The organism is Actinokineospora diospyrosa, from assembly GCF_024171925.1.
Taxonomy (GTDB): Bacteria; Actinomycetota; Actinomycetes; order Mycobacteriales; family Pseudonocardiaceae; genus Actinokineospora; species Actinokineospora diospyrosa.
Genome location: NZ_JAMTCO010000010.1, coordinates 360,288 through 377,178 on the forward strand (window position 1 = coordinate 360,288; position 16,891 = coordinate 377,178).

The 16,891-nt window shown below is 70.3% G+C and carries 13 protein-coding genes; 6 read left to right on the forward strand and 7 right to left on the reverse strand.

What is annotated here, in order from left to right; genetic code table 11:
• Nucleotides 1–20 precede the first annotated feature (20 nt).
• The 7 genes from LV75_RS21955 to LV75_RS21985 form a co-directional block, all read right to left on the reverse strand.
• Nucleotides 21–986: an AAA family ATPase gene (locus LV75_RS21955; protein ID WP_253888866.1), complete on the reverse strand. Its 966-nt coding sequence runs from the start codon at nt 984–986 to the stop codon at nt 21–23.
• A 37-nt stretch (nt 987–1,023) separates the two neighbouring features.
• Nucleotides 1,024–7,221: an Ig-like domain-containing protein gene (locus LV75_RS21960; protein WP_253888867.1), complete on the reverse strand. Its 6,198-nt coding sequence runs from the start codon at nt 7,219–7,221 to the stop codon at nt 1,024–1,026.
• Nucleotides 7,222–7,298: 77 nt separating this feature from the next.
• A complete protein-coding gene (locus tag LV75_RS21965) occupies nt 7,299–8,774 on the reverse strand; it encodes a serine/threonine-protein kinase (RefSeq protein ID WP_253888868.1) in 1,476 nt (491 codons plus the stop codon).
• 109 nt (nt 8,775–8,883) lie between these two features.
• Nucleotides 8,884–9,663 carry a PP2C family protein-serine/threonine phosphatase gene (locus LV75_RS21970; protein WP_253888869.1) on the reverse strand — a complete coding sequence of 260 codons (780 nt, stop codon included), beginning with the start codon at nt 9,661–9,663 and terminating at the stop codon, nt 8,884–8,886.
• A gap of 97 nt (nt 9,664–9,760) precedes the next feature.
• A complete protein-coding gene (locus LV75_RS21975; RefSeq protein ID WP_253888870.1) occupies nt 9,761–10,291 on the reverse strand; it encodes a hypothetical protein in 531 nt (176 codons plus the stop codon).
• On the reverse strand, nt 10,288–11,718 hold the full coding sequence (locus tag LV75_RS21980; RefSeq protein WP_253888871.1) for a tetratricopeptide repeat protein: 1,431 nt from the start codon (nt 11,716–11,718) through the stop codon (nt 10,288–10,290). Before LV75_RS21980 ends, LV75_RS21975 begins: the two co-directional genes overlap by 4 nt.
• A 565-nt stretch (nt 11,719–12,283) precedes the next feature.
• Nucleotides 12,284–13,045: a GntR family transcriptional regulator gene (locus tag LV75_RS21985; RefSeq protein ID WP_253888872.1), complete on the reverse strand. Its 762-nt coding sequence runs from the start codon at nt 13,043–13,045 to the stop codon at nt 12,284–12,286.
• Between the two features lie 220 nt (nt 13,046–13,265).
• Here LV75_RS21985 and LV75_RS21990 point away from each other — a divergent pair, with 220 nt between their 5' ends.
• The 6 genes from LV75_RS21990 (at nt 13,266) to LV75_RS22015 (ending at nt 16,695) form a co-directional block, all read left to right on the forward strand.
• Nucleotides 13,266–13,541 carry a helix-turn-helix domain-containing protein gene (locus tag LV75_RS21990; RefSeq protein WP_253888873.1) on the forward strand — a complete coding sequence of 92 codons (276 nt, stop codon included), beginning with the start codon at nt 13,266–13,268 and terminating at the stop codon, nt 13,539–13,541.
• Complete coding sequence (locus LV75_RS21995; RefSeq protein ID WP_253888874.1) at nt 13,538–13,999, forward strand: hypothetical protein; 462 nt, start codon at nt 13,538–13,540, stop codon at nt 13,997–13,999. The genes LV75_RS21990 and LV75_RS21995 overlap by 4 nt, the downstream gene beginning before the upstream one ends.
• Entirely contained in the window at nt 13,996–14,361 is a 366-nt protein-coding gene (locus LV75_RS22000; RefSeq protein WP_253888875.1) for a hypothetical protein, read from the forward strand. The genes LV75_RS21995 and LV75_RS22000 overlap by 4 nt, the downstream gene beginning before the upstream one ends.
• Before the next feature lie 210 nt (nt 14,362–14,571).
• Nucleotides 14,572–14,838 carry a hypothetical protein gene (locus tag LV75_RS22005; protein ID WP_253888876.1) on the forward strand — a complete coding sequence of 89 codons (267 nt, stop codon included), beginning with the start codon at nt 14,572–14,574 and terminating at the stop codon, nt 14,836–14,838.
• Between the two features lie 20 nt (nt 14,839–14,858).
• Nucleotides 14,859–16,265, forward strand: coding sequence for a DUF3987 domain-containing protein (locus LV75_RS22010; RefSeq protein WP_253888877.1), 1,407 nt, complete (start codon nt 14,859–14,861; stop codon nt 16,263–16,265).
• A 217-nt stretch (nt 16,266–16,482) separates the two neighbouring features.
• Nucleotides 16,483–16,695 carry a helix-turn-helix domain-containing protein gene (locus LV75_RS22015; protein WP_253888878.1) on the forward strand — a complete coding sequence of 71 codons (213 nt, stop codon included), beginning with the start codon at nt 16,483–16,485 and terminating at the stop codon, nt 16,693–16,695.
• The last annotated feature ends 196 nt before the right edge of the window (nt 16,696–16,891 follow it).

Genomic DNA, 16,891 nt, shown 5'->3' on the forward strand with positions numbered 1-16,891 from the left:
TCCGCCAGCCCACCCACGACCTAGCCCCGGGCGACGGGCGGGGCGACGTCGGCGAGCAACTTCTCGATCACGTCGGTCACGGAAACCCCGTCGAACTGGGCCTGGGCGTTGAGCAGGATGCGGTGCCCGAGCACCGGCAGCGCCAACTCCTTGACGTCCTCGGGGGTGACGAAGTTGCGGCCCTTGGTCATCGCCCACGTCTTGGCGCAGCGCACGTAGGCGAGGCAACCGCGCACGGAGACACCCAGGCGCACGTGCTCGTGCTCGCGGGAGGCCTCGGCGATGCGGGTGACGTAGGACAGGACGGCGGCGTCGACGTGCACGCGGTCGGCGGTCGCGGCGAGCTGCGAGACCACCTGCGAGGAGATCACCGGCTGCACGGCGACGGACCGGTCGCGCACCGAGGCGGCCGACAGCAGCGCCACGGTCGCGGTGTGGTCGGGGTAGCCGATGCTGGTCTTCATCAGGAACCGGTCGAGCTGCGCCTCGGGCAGCCGGTAGGTGCCCGCCTGCTCGATCGGGTTCTGGGTGGCGATCACCATGAACGGCTTGCCGACCTCGTGGCCGACGCCGTCGACGGTGACCCGCCCCTCCTCCATGACCTCCAGCAGCGCCGACTGGGTCTTCGGCGAGGCGCGGTTGATCTCGTCGGCGAGCAGGATCGAGTGGAACACCGGGCCGCGGTGGAACTCGAACTCCTGCTTGCGCTGGTCGTAGATCGTCACACCGGTGACGTCGGAGGGCAGCAGGTCCGGGGTGAACTGGATGCGGGAGTTGGTGCCCTGCACCGATTTGGACAGTGCCTTGGCCAGCATCGTCTTGCCGGTCCCCGGGTAGTCCTCCAGCAGGAGGTGCCCCTCGGAGAGCAGGCAGGTGAGCGCGAGGCGCACCGTGTGCTCCTTGCCGACGATCGCCACGCTCACGTTGGCGACCAACCGGTCGAAGGTCTGCGCGAACAGCTGCGCCTGCTCCGGTGTGGCTGTCATTGCCCGTTCCCGTCCTGTGTGTGCTGCCTGAGCGTGCTCACCACGTGATCGCTCCGGAGGTGTTCGGTGACCCGGACGACCGGCAGGTGACGGTCACCTTGGTCCCCGGCGAGCCGTAGAAGTTGCGCGTCTGGCGTTCCTCGCCAGGGGTGAAGGTCTCGTTCACGAACGTGTAGCCGGCGGTCTGCGCGGTGAACGAGCAGGTGACGGTGGTGCCGCGGAAGTTCTCCACCTTCACCTTGATGAAGGCGCAGCTGGCGTCGGTGCACGCGTCGGGTTTGGCGCTGTTGCACGGGTTCGACGTGCCGCAGGCAGCGCCCTTGGACACGGTGACCACCGGCGCGGGCGGCTCCGGCCCGGTCGCCTGCGAGGCCTCCTCGGTCAGCGTCGGCCTGCCCTGGCTGCTCACCGTCACGGTGATCTTGACCGTGGTCGCGTACCCCACGTCCAGGGTGGCCTCGTGGCTCCACTCGCCGACCCCGGTGGTGAGGTTCAGGTTGCCGTTGCCCTTGTCGGTCTGGATCCGCACCTGGGCGGCCTTGCCGTTGGGGTTGGCGGTGACCCGGTAGGTGACCTTGTCCTCGACCGCGGTCGTCGAGATCACCAGGTCCTTCATCGGGCCGTAGGTGGTCACCTGCTCGACCGCGGGCGCGTTGCACGCCTCGTTGCCCCCGCTGCCGTTGCAGGTGCGCAGGGTGATGCCGACCTGCTGGCCGTTGGGCAGCCCGTTGATCGTGTACTCGACGTTGTCCTTGCCCTCGACCGGGTACTCCCAGGTGCCGCAGCTGTTGCCGGTGCCCCAGCTGCAGGTGACCGTGTTCGACCTGCCGTGCGAGGCCGGTGCGTCGAAGCTGATCTTCGCCTGGCCGTCGACCCCGGTGGCCTCCGCCTTGTACGAGGCGCCGAAGGCGTCCGGCTTGGCGCTGGCCTCCATGTCCGCACCGGGGCTGGGCGGCGAGGTGTGGCCCTCACCCGGTCCGGAGTTGGTCGCGGTGAGGAAGTAGGTGTACACCGTGCCGTCGTTGGGGATGCCGTCGTCGGCGCAGGACAGGTTGCGGACGTTCTCGCAGACGACCTTGTCGCCACCGCCGCCGGTGCGGGTGACGGTGTAGGTGACCGGGCCGGGGCCGTTGGCACTGACCGGAGCCCACGAAACCCGTACCGCGCTGCGCTTCGAGTCGGCGGACTGGACCACGTTGAGCGTCGGCGCGGACGGCCGGTTCGGCACGCCAGCCGACTGCGCGGTCGTCGTCGCCGCCGGACCGGGGCCGTGCGCGTTCACCGCGATGACGGTGAACGTGTAGATCGTGTCGTTGTCCAAATTGGATGGTGTGGCCGTGGTGGCGCCACCCGGCACCGTCATCCGGCCACCGCCGGTCCAGCTGATCTCGTGCCGCTGCAGCTCACTGCCCTCGTTGCGGGCGGGGGTCCAGGTGAGCGTCACGCCACCGTCGCGCGGCTGGGCCGCGGTGAGACCGCCGACCGCGCCGGGCACCTCGTCCGGTGTGGACGATGACGACGACGGGCTCGGCTTGCTCCAGCCGACCAGGTTCCTGGCCCGCACGGTGAACGAGTAGGCGCGGCCGTTGGTGAGCCCGGAGATCGAGCACGGCGAGGCGGCGCAGTTCTGCGAACCGCCGTCCCAGGAGACCTCGTAGCCCTCGATCGGGGCGCCGTTGTTGGCCGGGGTGCCCCAGGACAGCTCCACGACCTTGCTCAGCGTGGTGCGGCCCGGGATCGGGATGCTCGGCGCGTCCGGCACACCCAGCACGCGCAGGGTGATCCGGCCGGGGACCTTGCGGTCGTTGCGGCTGGTGTCGGCCACGTCGGACACGGTGACCTCGAAGGACATCGTGCCGTGCGAGTCGGCGCCCGGGGTGATCCGCACCGAGGCCCCCGACGAGCTCGAGTTGGCGGACATGCCGTCGATCTGGCGCACCGAGACCACGGAGATCACCGGGTCGCGCAGCCGGGAGCGCACGTACTGGGCGAGGTTGACGTCGGTGGTCTCGCCCGCCTTGATGCCGTCGATGGACACCGGCGAGACCGACGGCGCGGGCGCGGCGATCACGCGGACCGCGAACGGCGTCGGCGGCGCGGGCGAGCCCTCGACGCCGACCTCCAGCACCCCGTTGGCGCCCGGTCGGGCCGCGCCGGAGGCGGTGAGCCGGATGGTGCGCGAGCCGGAGCCCTCCACGTCGACGCCCTCGGCGTCGGTCTTCCACTTGGCGGTGTACTTCAGGTCGACGGCGGCACCGGGCTTGGCGGTCCACACGTGGCAGACCGAGGTGATGTCCATGCCGATCGTCGTGCCGCCCGCGATGAGCGTGATCGTGCCGCTGGGGCAGCGCAGGATCGGCACGTCCGGGCCGATCTGCACCGGGACGGTGATGTAGGCGGTCTGGCCCTCGGTGAGGCTGGCGCCGTTGGTGACCTCGAAGGTGACCGCGGCGGGGCCGTTGTAGCCGGGCACCGCGGTGAGCACCAGCGACTGGTCGCCCTCGTTGCGCACCTGCAGGCCGATCGAGGGCGAGGCGAAGATCCGGTCGGCGAGGGTCAGCTTCACCGGCTTGTTGGCCGGGTCGACCACGAAGTCGGTGATGGACACGGTCTTGGCGCCGTCGATGGGCACCTCGACGCTCTGCCCCGGCTTGCCGTACGGGGCGCCGTTGCCGCTGGCGGGCACGTGGATGAACCCGAGCGCGGTCGCGCCGCCGCCGTCCTTGAGCTCGTAGGCGACGGTGCGCGGCTGGCCGAGGACGGGCATGGTGATCTTGCCGCCGGACTCGCTCGCCTTGTCGTCGAAGACCTTGGTGATGGTCAGGTCACCGGCCGAGCCGTCGACGTCGCCCGCGGCGGCGAGCACGTCCACCTCGACGGTGTCGGCGCCCGGGCGGGGCTCGGCGTAGGTGTCGCCCGCGATGGGCGGCATGTTGTAGTCCTTCTGGCTGCGCACCGTCAGCGTCGCGATGGACGGCTCGCCGAAGCCGCCGATGACGCTGTAGACGATGATCAGCGGCTTGCCGCTGAGGTCGGGCGCGGTCAGCTCGACCAGGCCGGTCTCGGGGTTGAGCGTGACGTCCTTGGGCAGGTTGGGGTTGCGCCCGCTGAGCGGCTCCACCTGGGTGGTGTCACCGGGGGCGCGCAGGTCGTTGCCCATCACGTCGATGGCCAGCCGCACCCCGGGCGCGGCGGTGACGACGTCGTCGACCGCGATCGCGGGCTGCGGGTCGCCCGGGGGCACGATGGCCACCCGGATGTCGGACTCGCTCGTCTTGCCGAACGGGTCGGTGACCAGGTACTTGAACGTGTCCGTGCCCGCGCTGGACGGGTACGCCTGGTAGGTGATCGAGGTGGCGCCCATCGCGATGATCCGGCCGAGCGCGGCGGCCGAGCCGATGCCGGTGACCGAGACCGAGTCGCCGTCGGGGTCCAGGCCGCTGGTCGGGATGACGATCTTGATGGTGTCGCCCGCGATCGCCCGCGCCTCGACCGGCTGCGGGGCGGGCGGCTGGTTGGGCACCTGCGGGGTCGGCGCCGGGTTGACCGTGACGTGCGCCTGCCCGACCGCCTGGTCGCCGTTGGGGTTCACCGCGACGTAGGAGACCAGCACCTTCACCGGCGCGTCCACAGTGGCCGGTGGGACGTAGCGGACCACGTTGCCGGTGACGTAGGCGCGGCCGACCTGGGTGTCCGGGTCGGTGATGCCGGTGACCGAGAGCTGCCCGCGCGCGGGCGCGCCCTCGACGTTGGCCTGCAACGAGATCGGCGACCCGCCCGGGGTGGTGTCGTTGTCCAGCACCGGGATCGCGACGGAGTCACCGGCGCGCACCACGGCGTGGTCGTCCTTGGGCACCGGGGTGTCGTCCGGCGGCGGGCCGAGCTGGGTCACGGTGACCTCACCGGTGACCGCGCCGGTCAGCCCGTTGGTCACGGTGTAGCGCACGACCTGCGGGTTCGGGCTCAGCGTCGGGGTCAGCGAGGTGATCCGCAGCCAGCGGCCCTTGACGATGGCGACCTTGACCTGGTCCTCGACGACCGGCGCGGCGGTCTGCACGACCAGCAGCGAGCCGGACGGGTCGACGTCGTTGGCCAGCACGTCGACCAGCGTCGGCAGCTGCGCGCGGACCACGGCGCTGTCGGGGACGGCGACCGGCGGCAGCGGTGTCGCGGGCGCCGGGGTGGCGTCGACCCGGATGCTGCCGGTGGCGAACGGCGCGTTGCCGAAGGCGGCCGAGTACTCCAGGAACACCGTGCCCGGCCGGGCGACGGTGACGGTGACCAGGCCGGTCTTGATGTCGGTGACCACCGCGGCGCCCGGCGGGGCGGCGAGGTCGCCCGCCAGCCGCAGCCGCGCGGCGGGGTCGGTCGGGTCGGAGCCGGGGCGGTCGTTCTCCAGCGGGCGCACGGTGATCGGCTGGCCGACCTGGCCGCGCACGACGTCGGGCTGGGCGATCGCGGCGACCGCCGTCGTCGCGGCCGGGTCCTGCACGGTGACGGTCTCGGTGCCGACGACCGGCTCGCCCCTGCCGTCGGTGACCTGGTACTCGACCTGCTGCGGGCCCGCCTTGCGCGGGGCGGTGAAGTCGGCGAACCCGGCCGGGGTGGTGGTCACCGAACCGTCGGCGACCTTCGCGCCCGCGAGCACGATCGGGTCGCCGTCGAAGTCGCGCCAGTCGGCGACGGCCGGGATCGACACCAGCCCGCCGGAGGGCACGCTCCAGTCGGTCGGCTTGAAGCCCGGGCGCAGCTCCGGCGGCTTGTTCTCGTCGGCGGTGCGGCCCTCGACGTTGACCGAGCCGGTCGCCGACAGGCCCTGGCCGTCGTCGATGGTGTACTTGAACCGGGTGTCCACAGCGGACTCCGGCAGGGTGATCTGCACGGTCTGCCCGTCCGGGGAGATCGCCAGCCGCACGGCCGGGTTGTCCGGGGCGGTGACCGCCGAGATGGACAGGATGTTGCCTGCCGGGTCGGAGTCGTTGTCCAGCACGTGCAGCACGGTGGTGCGACCGGGCCGGGCGCCGAGGTTGTCGTCCACGGCCTTCGGCGGCTTGTCCTTGACCGCGTCGGTGTTCTTGTCGTTCTTGGTCTTGTCGCTGGGGTTCTGCACCGGCGGCGGCTTCACGGCCGACCAGTTGTCGACCTTCTTCTGCGTGCTCAGGTCCCACACCGCGCCGGTGGCGATGTCGTTGAGCACGATGGAGCCGCGGTTGACCCGGAACACCGGCTTGGCCAGCACGGTCTCGTCGCGCAGGTTGCCGGGGGTCGCCTTGCCGCCGTCGCAGGAGCGGACGTAGCCGGACTGGGTGCCCGCCCAGGCGGCGTGCACGCACCCGCCGAGCCGCACCGGGGCGGCTGGCGCGCCCTTGCCCGCGTCGGACAGCAGCGTGGTGCGGCCGTCGGCGATGGAGACCGCGACGAGGGCCTTCTTGGTGGCGATGATGACGACGTCGGATCCGGGACCGGGCTGCTGCAGCCGGGTGGTCTCGTCGGCGTCGATCGTGACGTCCTTGCCGTCGGGCAGCACCAGCGTGCCGGTGTTGGTGTCGAGGACGAGGAGGTCACCGCCGACCGAGGTGACCTGGACGCTGGAGAGCGGGCGCGGCAGGGCGCTGTAGTCGGGGGACTCGAAGGAGTTCTGGCTGACCCGGATCGTGGCGACCTTGCCGGTCTTGGAGACCACGCGGACCGTGCCGTCCGGGGAGACGGCGAGCGCGGCGTCGGGGTCGACGGTGGCGAGCGGGGCGTTGGCCGGGTCGAGGGTGCCGAGGTTGGTCATGCCGTCGTGGGTGTCGACCCTGGTCGCCCACACCCGGCCGGTGCGCGGCTCCAGCGCGGCGAGCGTGCCGCCCGCCATGGCCAGTTCCGTGTCCCCGGCGATGGATAAGCCCTGCTCGGGTAAGGCGACCGCGCGGGCGACGTCGACGGGGAAGAGGCGACCGGTCGCCGCGTCGCGCGCTGCCACGGCGGAGCCGTCCTGGTGGATGTCGAGCTGGTAGGTCTGCTGCGCCCCACCCGGGGGGTAGAAGGCGGCGTCCAGGGCGGCAGCGGGCTTGTTGAGCCTGCCGAAGAGGCCGTCCTTGTCGCTGGTCACCCAGATGCCGCCGTCGTCGAGGTCGACCTGGCGCACCGGGTAGCCGGTCGATGACAACGCGTACGTGACCAGAGCCGTCGCCCCGACCGCGAGCACGACCGAGGACGCGATGGCGGTGCGGTGTCGCCTGAGAAAACCCACGTGTCCCCTGCCAGAGTCCCCGAGCCGTCATCCGGCCATATCGTGTCGCGCGGCGACTATGTTGCAGGTTTGTCCGTTCACCTTCCACACCCGGGTGGCGAAAAGACCGCGGATGCGCTACTGCCGTCCGCCCGGACGACCTTCACCTCAAGGCAAACCGGGGTACCCGCCGGGGCGGCGATGTCGACCGTCGGCGCGGTCGCGGTCGCGGTGCGTGAGCGGTCCTCGGTGCGCCAGAGGAAGCTGTCGGTCCCCAGCGGCGCCGAGTAGGTCCAGGTGAAGCGCAAGGTCGTCGGATCGATGCGCGTCGCGGTGACCACCGGTTTCCCCGGCGGCGCGGCGATTCCACCCGCGTCCTGGTCGCGGACGCCGGGGTCGACCGGCCCCCGCGGTGCGGGCTGTTCGGCTGCCCCGGTGGACAGCAGGACCACGCCCGTGGTGACGGCCGCGAGGAACGCGGCGGCACCCAGGGTGATCGCCACCCACGGCCTGCCGCGCTCCTCATTCACTGTGTCGGAGGCCACAGTGTGAATGGGTGGCGGGGGCGGTGGTGTGGACCACGAGGACCGAGGTGGGATGACCGGCTGGACGGCGGGCGGCGGGTCTACGTAGGTGGGGATCGACAACGCCTTCGTTGAGCCGTTCGGCTCAACGGGGTGGACCGTGGCCTCCTCGGCCGGTGCGGGTTTGACCGGTGCGGGCTTGGCGCGCGGGCGCGGCGGCAGGACCGTGGTCTGCCCCGGGAAACCCGCCCCCTGCTCGACGGCACGCAGCGCGAGGGCGAACTCACGGGCGGTCGCGAAGCGGTCGGCGGGATCGGGCTCCATGGCGCGCAGGAGCGCCTGCTCCAACCCCGGCGGCGCGTCGTCGCGACCGCTGGGCCGGGCCGGGGTGTGCAGGATGCGGTGGACCAGCGCGTCGGCGTCGTTGTCACCGTCGACGACCTCGAACGGGGACCGGCCTGCGAGCAGGTGCCACACGGTGGCGCCCAACGAGTACACATCGGACTGGAAGGTGGAAACCCCGTCCCGCAACACTTCCGGCGGCGACCACGGTATCGACATCGGCACGCCGACGCCGTCGACCGAGGCGCCGCCGCGGCCCGCGATGCCGAAGTCGGCCAGCCGCGGCTCACCCAGCCGGTCGACCAGGACGTTGGCGGGCTTGATGTCGCGGTGCGTGATGCCGACCTCGTGCGCGGCGTGCACGGCGTTGGCGATCCGCACCCCGACCGCGATCACCTCGGTGACCGGGATCCGCTCGGCGCGGGTGCGCTCGGCGAAGTTCGCCCGCGGGTAGTACGGCATGACCAGGAACGAGCGGCCGTCCGCGCTGACGCCGGTGAAGAAGACCTGCGCGATGTTGGGGTGGTCGCCCAGTTCGGCCATGGCGTCGGCCTCCTCGGCGAACCGGGCGGCCAGGCTGGCGTCCCTGAGCACCTTGACCGCGACATCGCGCTTCGGCTCGGCCTGCCGGTACAGGTACACCTCGGCGAAACCGCCGGAACCGAGGAAGCGGACCAGTCGCAGACCGGGCAGTTCCGGTGGCCTCATCGGCTCACCCCGAGTCGTGCGGTGACCAGCGGGCGCAAACGCTTGCCTAAGCGCGCGACCCGATTCCCCGAGCGGTGCCGGACACACATCTTGCGGGCCTTCCTCGGCTCTAGGGGGCCTCTCGCGGCGCCGTCTCGTCGCCGGTCGGCGCGGTGGGGGCGCTGACGTGGTCGACCACCACGGCGGTCACGTTGTCCCGCCCACCGGCCGCGACCGCGTCGCGCACCAGCGCGGCCGCCGCGGCCACCGGGTCGCCCTGGGCGCCGAGCACGGCGGCGATGGCCGCGTCGTCCAGCTCACCGGTGAGGCCGTCGGAGCAGACCAGGAACCGGTCCCCCTCGGTCGGCGGGAACACCAGCAGGTCCGGCTCCGGCGGCAGCGGCGACCCGAGCGCCCTGGTCACCACGTTGCGCCTGGGGTCGGTCGCGGCCTCCGCCGGGCTCAGCTCGCCCGCCGCGACCAACTCGGTCACCTCGGAGTGGTCCACGGTCAGCTGCACCAGCTCGCGCTCGGCGTAGCGGTAGACCCGCGAGTCCCCCACGTTGAACACCACCCAGTGCGGCGACCCGGCGAAGTCGACCAGGCACAGCCCGGTGACGGTCGTCCCCATCCCCAGCTGCTCCGGGTTGCGCGCCGCCGCGGCCAGGATGTCGCCGTTGAGCCGCACGATGTGCCTGCGCACGTCATCGGGCCGCAGCGTGCCCTCGGTCCCCAGCTGCGCCAACCCCGCCACCGCGAGCCCGCTGGCGACGTCCCCCGCCGCGTGTCCCCCCATCCCGTCGGCCACGGCGAACACCGCCGCGGTCACGACGTAGTTGTCCTCATTGGCCGCCCGCACCAGACCCACGTCAGTCGCGGCCCCAGCCCGAATAGTCGGTTCCCCGGTCACCGGGCACCCCCACACCATCTCGACAGTCGACGAGCACATCGTCGCAGCCCAAGCCGATGTTGCACACCGGGTTCGCCCCAGCCGGGACCCCTACGGGCTACAACCCCAACGCCGACTTCAACACGGCCACGGCCAACGGCGCCCCGATCACCGTCGCGCACTTCAGCGCCCATTCCCCCGCTTTGGCGAGCCTGCTCACCGTCTCGGCCGCGTCCCCGGCTGTCGCGGACCGCTCCGCCTGCGCGACCTCGGCCACCGCGATGTCGTGGTCGACCGTGGTGCCCTCCTTGCGCATCGCCTCGCGCAGCTTGCCCAACTCCGCCGCCAGCTCGGTGAGGTCGACCTGCTGCCCGCCCCCGTCCCCGAAAGTCACCCCGAAGGCCGTCGCGCCCTTCCCGACCGCGCCCGCTTTGTCGACGTTGTAGGTGTCGCCCATCTTGGGTCCTTCCCCGTTGTCCTGGATGAAAGCGCCGATGGTCGAGCCGGGCTCGAACTTGGCGACGATCTGGGTGATGTGCGTGCGCTCCGGCTCCGGCAACCGCACGGTGGCGGAGCTGCGGATCTTCAGCTCCACCGCTTCCACGACCTTGAGCAACACGCTCATCTCGGTCGGCTCCGGCGCGCTCATCGCTGCGCGACCACCCGCTCGACGGCGGCGAAACGCGCCCGCAGCTCGGGGTCTTCCGGCAGGTTCTCCCGCACCAAGGCCAAAACCTCGCGGGCGGTGGCCATATCGGACTGCTGAGCGGCCATCTGGACGAGTTCAAGACCTGCCGAGATCACCGAGGGGTTGTCCGGGGAGAACTGCTCGCGCAACCGCCGCCACAGCTCGTCGGCGAACCCGCGAGCGTCGTCGTAGCGCCCCCCGGACTGCAACGAGGTGATCAGGCTCGCCATGGCGGCGAGCGTGTCCAGGTCGTCGTCGCCCAGTGTTCGCCTGAGCTTCTCAAGCAGGTCGCGTTGTAGCTCCGCGGCTTCATCGAATCGCCCCAGCTGCCACAGCACCGTGCCCAGGTTCGCCTGTGCGGTCGTGGTGACCTGGTCGTGCGGGCCCAACACCCGCGAGGAGTCGCGGTAAGTGTCCTCCAGCAGTACGAGCGCATCGGTCAACTCGCCCGCTTCGGCCAGCGAGCCGGCGAGGTTCATCGCCGCCTTGATCGTGTCCGGGTGGTCCGGACCGAACTTCGCCCGCCGCCGGTCCAGGACCTCCTGCTCGATCTTGCGCGCCCTCGCGTACTGCCCGGTCTGCCACAACGACGCCGCGAAATTACCCGCAGCCCGCAGGGTGTCCGAATGCTCCTCGCCCAGGGTGCGCCTGCGGACTTGCCAAACCTGCCGGAACAACTCGGACGCCTCGTCGTGAGAACCCACACGGGCGAGGTGGGTGGCCAGGCTCGCGGTGGCCGCTGTCGTCTTGGGATGCTCGGGCCCGAAGACCCGTTCGAACCCAGCAACCGCCTGGCGCGCCTTCTCGATAGCGTCAGACCACCGGCCGAGGGCGGCGTACGTAGAAGCCAGGTTGTCGCGAGCCGCGATGGTGTTCGGGTGGTCCGGCCCCAGCACCCGCTCGCGCCCTTCGAGGACCTCCTCCTCGAGGGCGCGGGAACTCTCGTACTCGCCGAGCTGCCACAGCGCCACCGCCAGGTTGCCCGCGGTCTGCAGGGTCTCCTCGTGGTGCCGACCGAGTATCGCCCGGCGGGCCTCCAGCAGGTCCCGCTGCGCCTCGACGGCCTCACCGGCGCGCCCGCTCTCGCTGAAAAGGTCACCCAACGTTTCCAAGGCGGTCAGGACCACCAAGTCCCGGTCTCCGCGCTTGTCCCGCAACACCCGGTGCGCCGTGGCCATGACCTCGACGGCGGCCTCCGCGGCGCCGTACTCGAGCAACCCCCTTGCGAGATCCGCAGCATCCTGGGCGATGCGCTCCGGGAGGCCAAGCCCCCCAGGGAGGTGGATCCCACCGTGAATGGTGTGCGCCTGCACGACCGAGCCGAAGATGCTGGCCGACATCGAGTTGTGCACGTCACCACCGCCGCCAGGGGAGAAGCTGAATGGCACCTGGCCTCCTGCGGGTGTTGGTGTTCCCACAAGAGATCGCCGCGCGGTGATCGCCGTTACGGCTGAACCGTACGTGGCACGAGGACTGTGGAGCCGGCAGCGGGACTTGAACCCGCAACCTTTCGCTTACAAGTTCAAGGGCGGGGGGTTCAGGGGAGTCCCGATGGGTCTGAGCCGCTGGTCAGAGCGCACAGAGAGACGTAGGCCAAGGCGCGTACGAACTGGGATTGAGCCCCTGATTGAGCCCCGCGCGCAGATGCCCCCTGACCCCGCCCGGCTCGGCCGCTCCGCCCCCCGCCACTCCCGTCGGCTCAACAGAACACCTCATACAGGCAGATGACGTCTCGCCGCCAAACAGGTCAGGACCTCGTGCGTCAGCAGCTGCAAGCCGACAGAGGCGGGACGTACCTGGGACGGCTGTGGGACGGCACTACATGCACTCCGACCTGCGGTGGGACGCTTGGGACGGCTTGGGACGGCCACTCACCCGAAACACCAGGCTGAAACTGGGGGAGCTAGCCGTCCAGCCTCACCACCGCAGGTCAACGGTGTTAGGTACGGACACCTAGTCGACAGGCATCTGGTACAGCAGGCCGTTCCGGTCAGCTCTCAGGACAAATCGAGTGACTTCGAAGGGTTCTTGATTCTGATCGATGCTCGTGTGAATCACTTGCAGGATTGGCGTTCCGCCCGGCAATGCCAGCATCTCACGCTCGCGATGGTCAGGCATTCGCGCTGTGACCTCTTCTCGGATCGTAGTCATCACGTGCCCGCAGTCTTCAAGCCTGCCGTAGATGCCATCTTTTCCGGTTTGCTTTCGCGCGACTAGCGGGGTTCCCTTGGCGATAACCCACGGGATATAGGTTGTAACAACCTGCACGGGTTCATCGTTTGCGAAATAGAGGTTCGAGCGTTTCAGCACCGATCGCGCGGTGGCGTCTACCTGGAGACGGTCAGCAACGTCTTGCGGTGGACGCGCCTGCTCCGCCGACAACACCTCAACCCTGGGCTCCAAGCCTGCCTTCTGGCATTCTCGCCTAAAGGGCGTAGGGCCTCCGCGATACTTTCGCGAGTACCGATCTCCGCCTAGCCGGATCAGTGGGCTAACTTTTCGGACGAAGTTCCCCCGTCCGTGCTGTCGAATAACCAATCCTTCCTGTTCGAGTAGGCGAATTGCCGCCGTGGCCGTCGTCCTGGCGATTTGATATTCGGAGGCTATTTCTCGTTCCGAGGGAAGCTTTGACCCCTCGACAAGTTCGCCTTGCTCGATCTTGCTTCGAATGGCACCTGCAACCTGCTTGCTTACTGGCTCATCCTGCGTGGTCAAGATCCCTCCCTGCGGGCTGGCTGCTGCCTGTTGCACTCTACTCCTCACTGGCTTACTCCACTTGAGTGACACTGGCTGCTGCCAGTTGACGCTACTGGCTGCTGCCAGTAGACATGGGGAGTGCGCAACTGGCAGCAGCCAGTGACGCTGACGGGACAACAGAAAGCCCCGGCTGGTGCTGACACACCGACCGGGGCCGCATCGAACTTGGAGACGCACGATGCAGGTAGAGACTAGCCGGTTCTACAAGGTCCGGGCCGTCGCGGAGATGCTGGACGTGTCGGTCAACACGGTCTACCGGGCTGTGCAGTCCGGTGAGCTGGACGCGCTCAAGATCGGAAAGTCGCTGCGTATCCCGGAGCGGGCGCTCCAGGTGTACCTGGAGGCGTGCGGTGAGGCCGCGTACCAGGCGTTCGTGGTGGCGGGTGAGTCGGTTGAGGATGTCGACCAGGACGCGGCCGTGCTGGGTGGCGTTGACGTGGCGGTGTCGGAATGACCGCCGTTCTGGGCCGCCCCACGATGGCGGACGAGTCGGGCGTGGTGGTGCGGTTCGCGCGGGGGCAGCGTCCGGGCACGGTGTGGTTGGAGCGTGTGGCGCCCACCGACCCGGGTACCTCGCGGGAGTACGAGGCCAGGTACCGGCGGGAGATCGTGCGGGGGCAGCGGCAGTCCTGGACTCTCGGTGGGCACTTCACCGCCGGTGAGGCAGCAGCGGCCCTGTCTGCGGTGACCGGGTTCGGGTCGACCCCGGCCCGGATCGCGGCCTCTGTGCTCGACGGCTACGACCGCCTCGGCAGCGACACCGTGCGGCACCTGGCCCACGTCGCCGCCCAGGTCCAGGCAGGCCGCGCCAATGCCGATGACACCGCCTGGTTCCACCAACACTGGACCAGCCCGGCGCACCGGGACCGGTGCGTGCAGGCCGCCGCCGTGCTGATCGGGGCCGCGCGATGACCCCCACCCTCGCCCCCTCCACCGTCGCGGACCGGGACGCGGTACTCGTGGGCACCCGTTGCGTGGATGAGCTGGACACCACCGGGGTCGCGGTCGCGTTGGCCCGCAGCGGCGTACGGCTACACAAACGACTCACCGATGACGAGGTCTTCGCCTTGGTCGCGGCGGGGGTGGCCAACCTGGGTGGGCTCGCCGCAACGTCGCGGTGGTCAGACATCGCCCTGGACATCAACCTCCGCGATGACGATGGCGCCCACCGGAACCTATGGGGCTCACCCGCCCGCGCCCGACTCTGCGCCACCCTCGCCTGGCGCGTCGCTCCCCCATTCGACTACTTCCCAGTCGCCAGGCCACAAACCTGAGGCACCCGCCCCCGACGTCGCCCCCTGGTGGTTCCAGCCGTACCCGAACCCGGCTGGAACCACAGGGGGGAGGTGGGTGCGGGGAGGTTCTCCCAGCCGAACTCCGGCCAGCTGGGCCACCACACCCGCACCCGCCCCCCACTTCCTTGTTTTCGCATGTCATCCCGCCTTCGGACCCGGGTTCGAAGGCGCCTGTGAAAGGACCCTGTCGTGCCCGCGTGCACCCGTCAGCACCCGCGTTCGAGCGTGGACGTGACCGCCGCCGTGCTGTACCTGCTGCCCTACACCCGTGCCCAGTGGCGCCGACTCGAACCCGCCGGACTCGCCCCCATCGTCGCCGGGGTCGTGGCGGACCCGCTGTTCCGCGTGCCCGAGGTGACCGCGCTCGTCCTGGCCGCCGAACACAACGGGACCCTCGCCCACCCCCATCGCCTGGCCGCCGCCCGCCGCATGGCCCGCCGCGTCCTCGCCGCCTGAGCCCAGGGAGGGAACCCGCCATGAGCACCCCCAGCGCAGTCCCAGCAGACCCGGGTTCAGGGCGACGGCTCTACCCGGTCCCGTCCCCCGGTGACGGAACCGACCACGGCCCTTCCGTCACCGCGACCGGGGACGTGACCGGCATGGCCGCGCGGGTGGCGCAGGTGCGGCAGTGGCTCCCCCCGGTCGATCCGGCCGTGTTCGACTCGTTCCTGGGCCAAGTCGCGCTGCACCTGGACCCGTTCACCGAGGCCGACCCGGTCAACGTCCTGGCCACCCTGCTGGCAGCTGCCGGAGTCGCGATGGGACCCGGCCCGCACGTCGTGGTGGGCGGGTTCGAACGCCACCCCCTGCTCACCTGGCCGATCGTGATCGGTCGGACGGGGACAGGACGCAAGGGCACCGGCTACAACGTCGCCAAAGCCGTCCTCTCCTACGCCATGCCCGACTTCGTCACCGAGAACGTCAAATCCGGCCTGTCCTCCGGCGAGGGACTCGCGGCCGTGTTCGCCACCGACGACCAACCCGGCAAGGGCAAGGCTGGGGGGACACGACTGCTGCCGGAAGGAGACTTCCGTTTGCTGGCCTACGAACCCGAATGGGCCTCCGTGATGGCCCGCATGAAACGGGAGGGCAACACGCTCTCGGCGACGCTACGAGCGGCCTGGGAGGGCGGGGACCTGTCCACACTCAACGTCGACGCCCGCACCGCACGCGACACCCACATCGGCATCGTCGCCCACATCACCCCCCAAGAGTTCGCCGCCAAAGTCAGCGCCACCGACATGGCCGGCGGCACCTACAACCGGTTCCTCCCCATCGCGGTCGGGCAGTCCAAGTTCCTGCCCGTCCCCAAACCCGTCGACCACGCCCTGCTGCTCCAGTTCGGCGCCGCACTCGCAGACAGGGTCACCGCGGGGACACGCCTGGACCGCATCACCATCGCACCCGACGCCATCGACACCTGGCAACACATCTACCTGGAGTTCGGCGGCCCCGAGTCCGATGGGGACGGTGACCACGTCCTGTCCCAGTTCACCTCCCGCGCCGTCCCCAACTGCCTACGCATCGCCGCCACCTACGCGGCCCTGGACCGCTCGCCGCGCGTCGGCATCGCGCACCTGTCGGCAGCTGCCGCGCTCGTGCGCTACAGCATCAACTCCGCCCGCGCCGTCCTTCGCCCAGACGACACCCTCGCTGCCCTGCTCGCCTACATCAACGCCGCAGGGCCGCAAGGCCGCACCAAGAGGGACGTGACCACCGGCCACTACCAGGGCAACGCCAAACGGCGCGGCATCAACCCCGACGCGCTCCTGGCCCGCCTGGTCGACACCGGACACATCACCCGCACCACGCAATCGGGCAAGGGACGCCCCGCCGAGACCTACACCGCCACCACCCACACCCCGACGAACTCGACGAACTAACGAACAAAGGCCCTGACCAGGGCAGACACCTCGACCTTAGTTCGTCGTGACGAACTAAGCCCCCGACAAAACCGCAGGTCACCGACCTAGTTCGTTAGTTCGTCAAGTTCGTCAACCACCACCCGCCAGACCACGAACCCCGCCCCACTACCCCCGCGCGGGCTAGTAGGGCAGCCCTTCCGCGTAGCCCAGCACCAACCGGAAAGGACACACCACAGTGGACACCCCAACACCCGCCACCGACGACACGCCGCGCGTACTGCTCACCGTCGAAGCCGCCGCCACCGCCCTGTCCATCAGCCGCACCCGCATGTACGCATTGATCAAAGAAGGCGCGATCCTCACCGTCCGAATCGGACGCCTCCGCCGCGTCCCACGCGACGCACTCACCACCTTCACCCGCCAACTCACCCAAGCCCAAGCCGCCTAGCAACCACGAGACACGGCGAGGGAGGCACCCAGCCCGCAGGGAGTTCTCCCTTCCCGCCTCCCTCGCCTGCCTCCCTCACCTGACCAGCACGGACCTGGCCACCAAGGCCGCTGGGAGCCCCCGCAGACCCGTCCAGCACCGGCCGCACGGCCACGAGAACGGCTGCACCTCCGCCCTGGCCCGCCTCCCTCCCCTC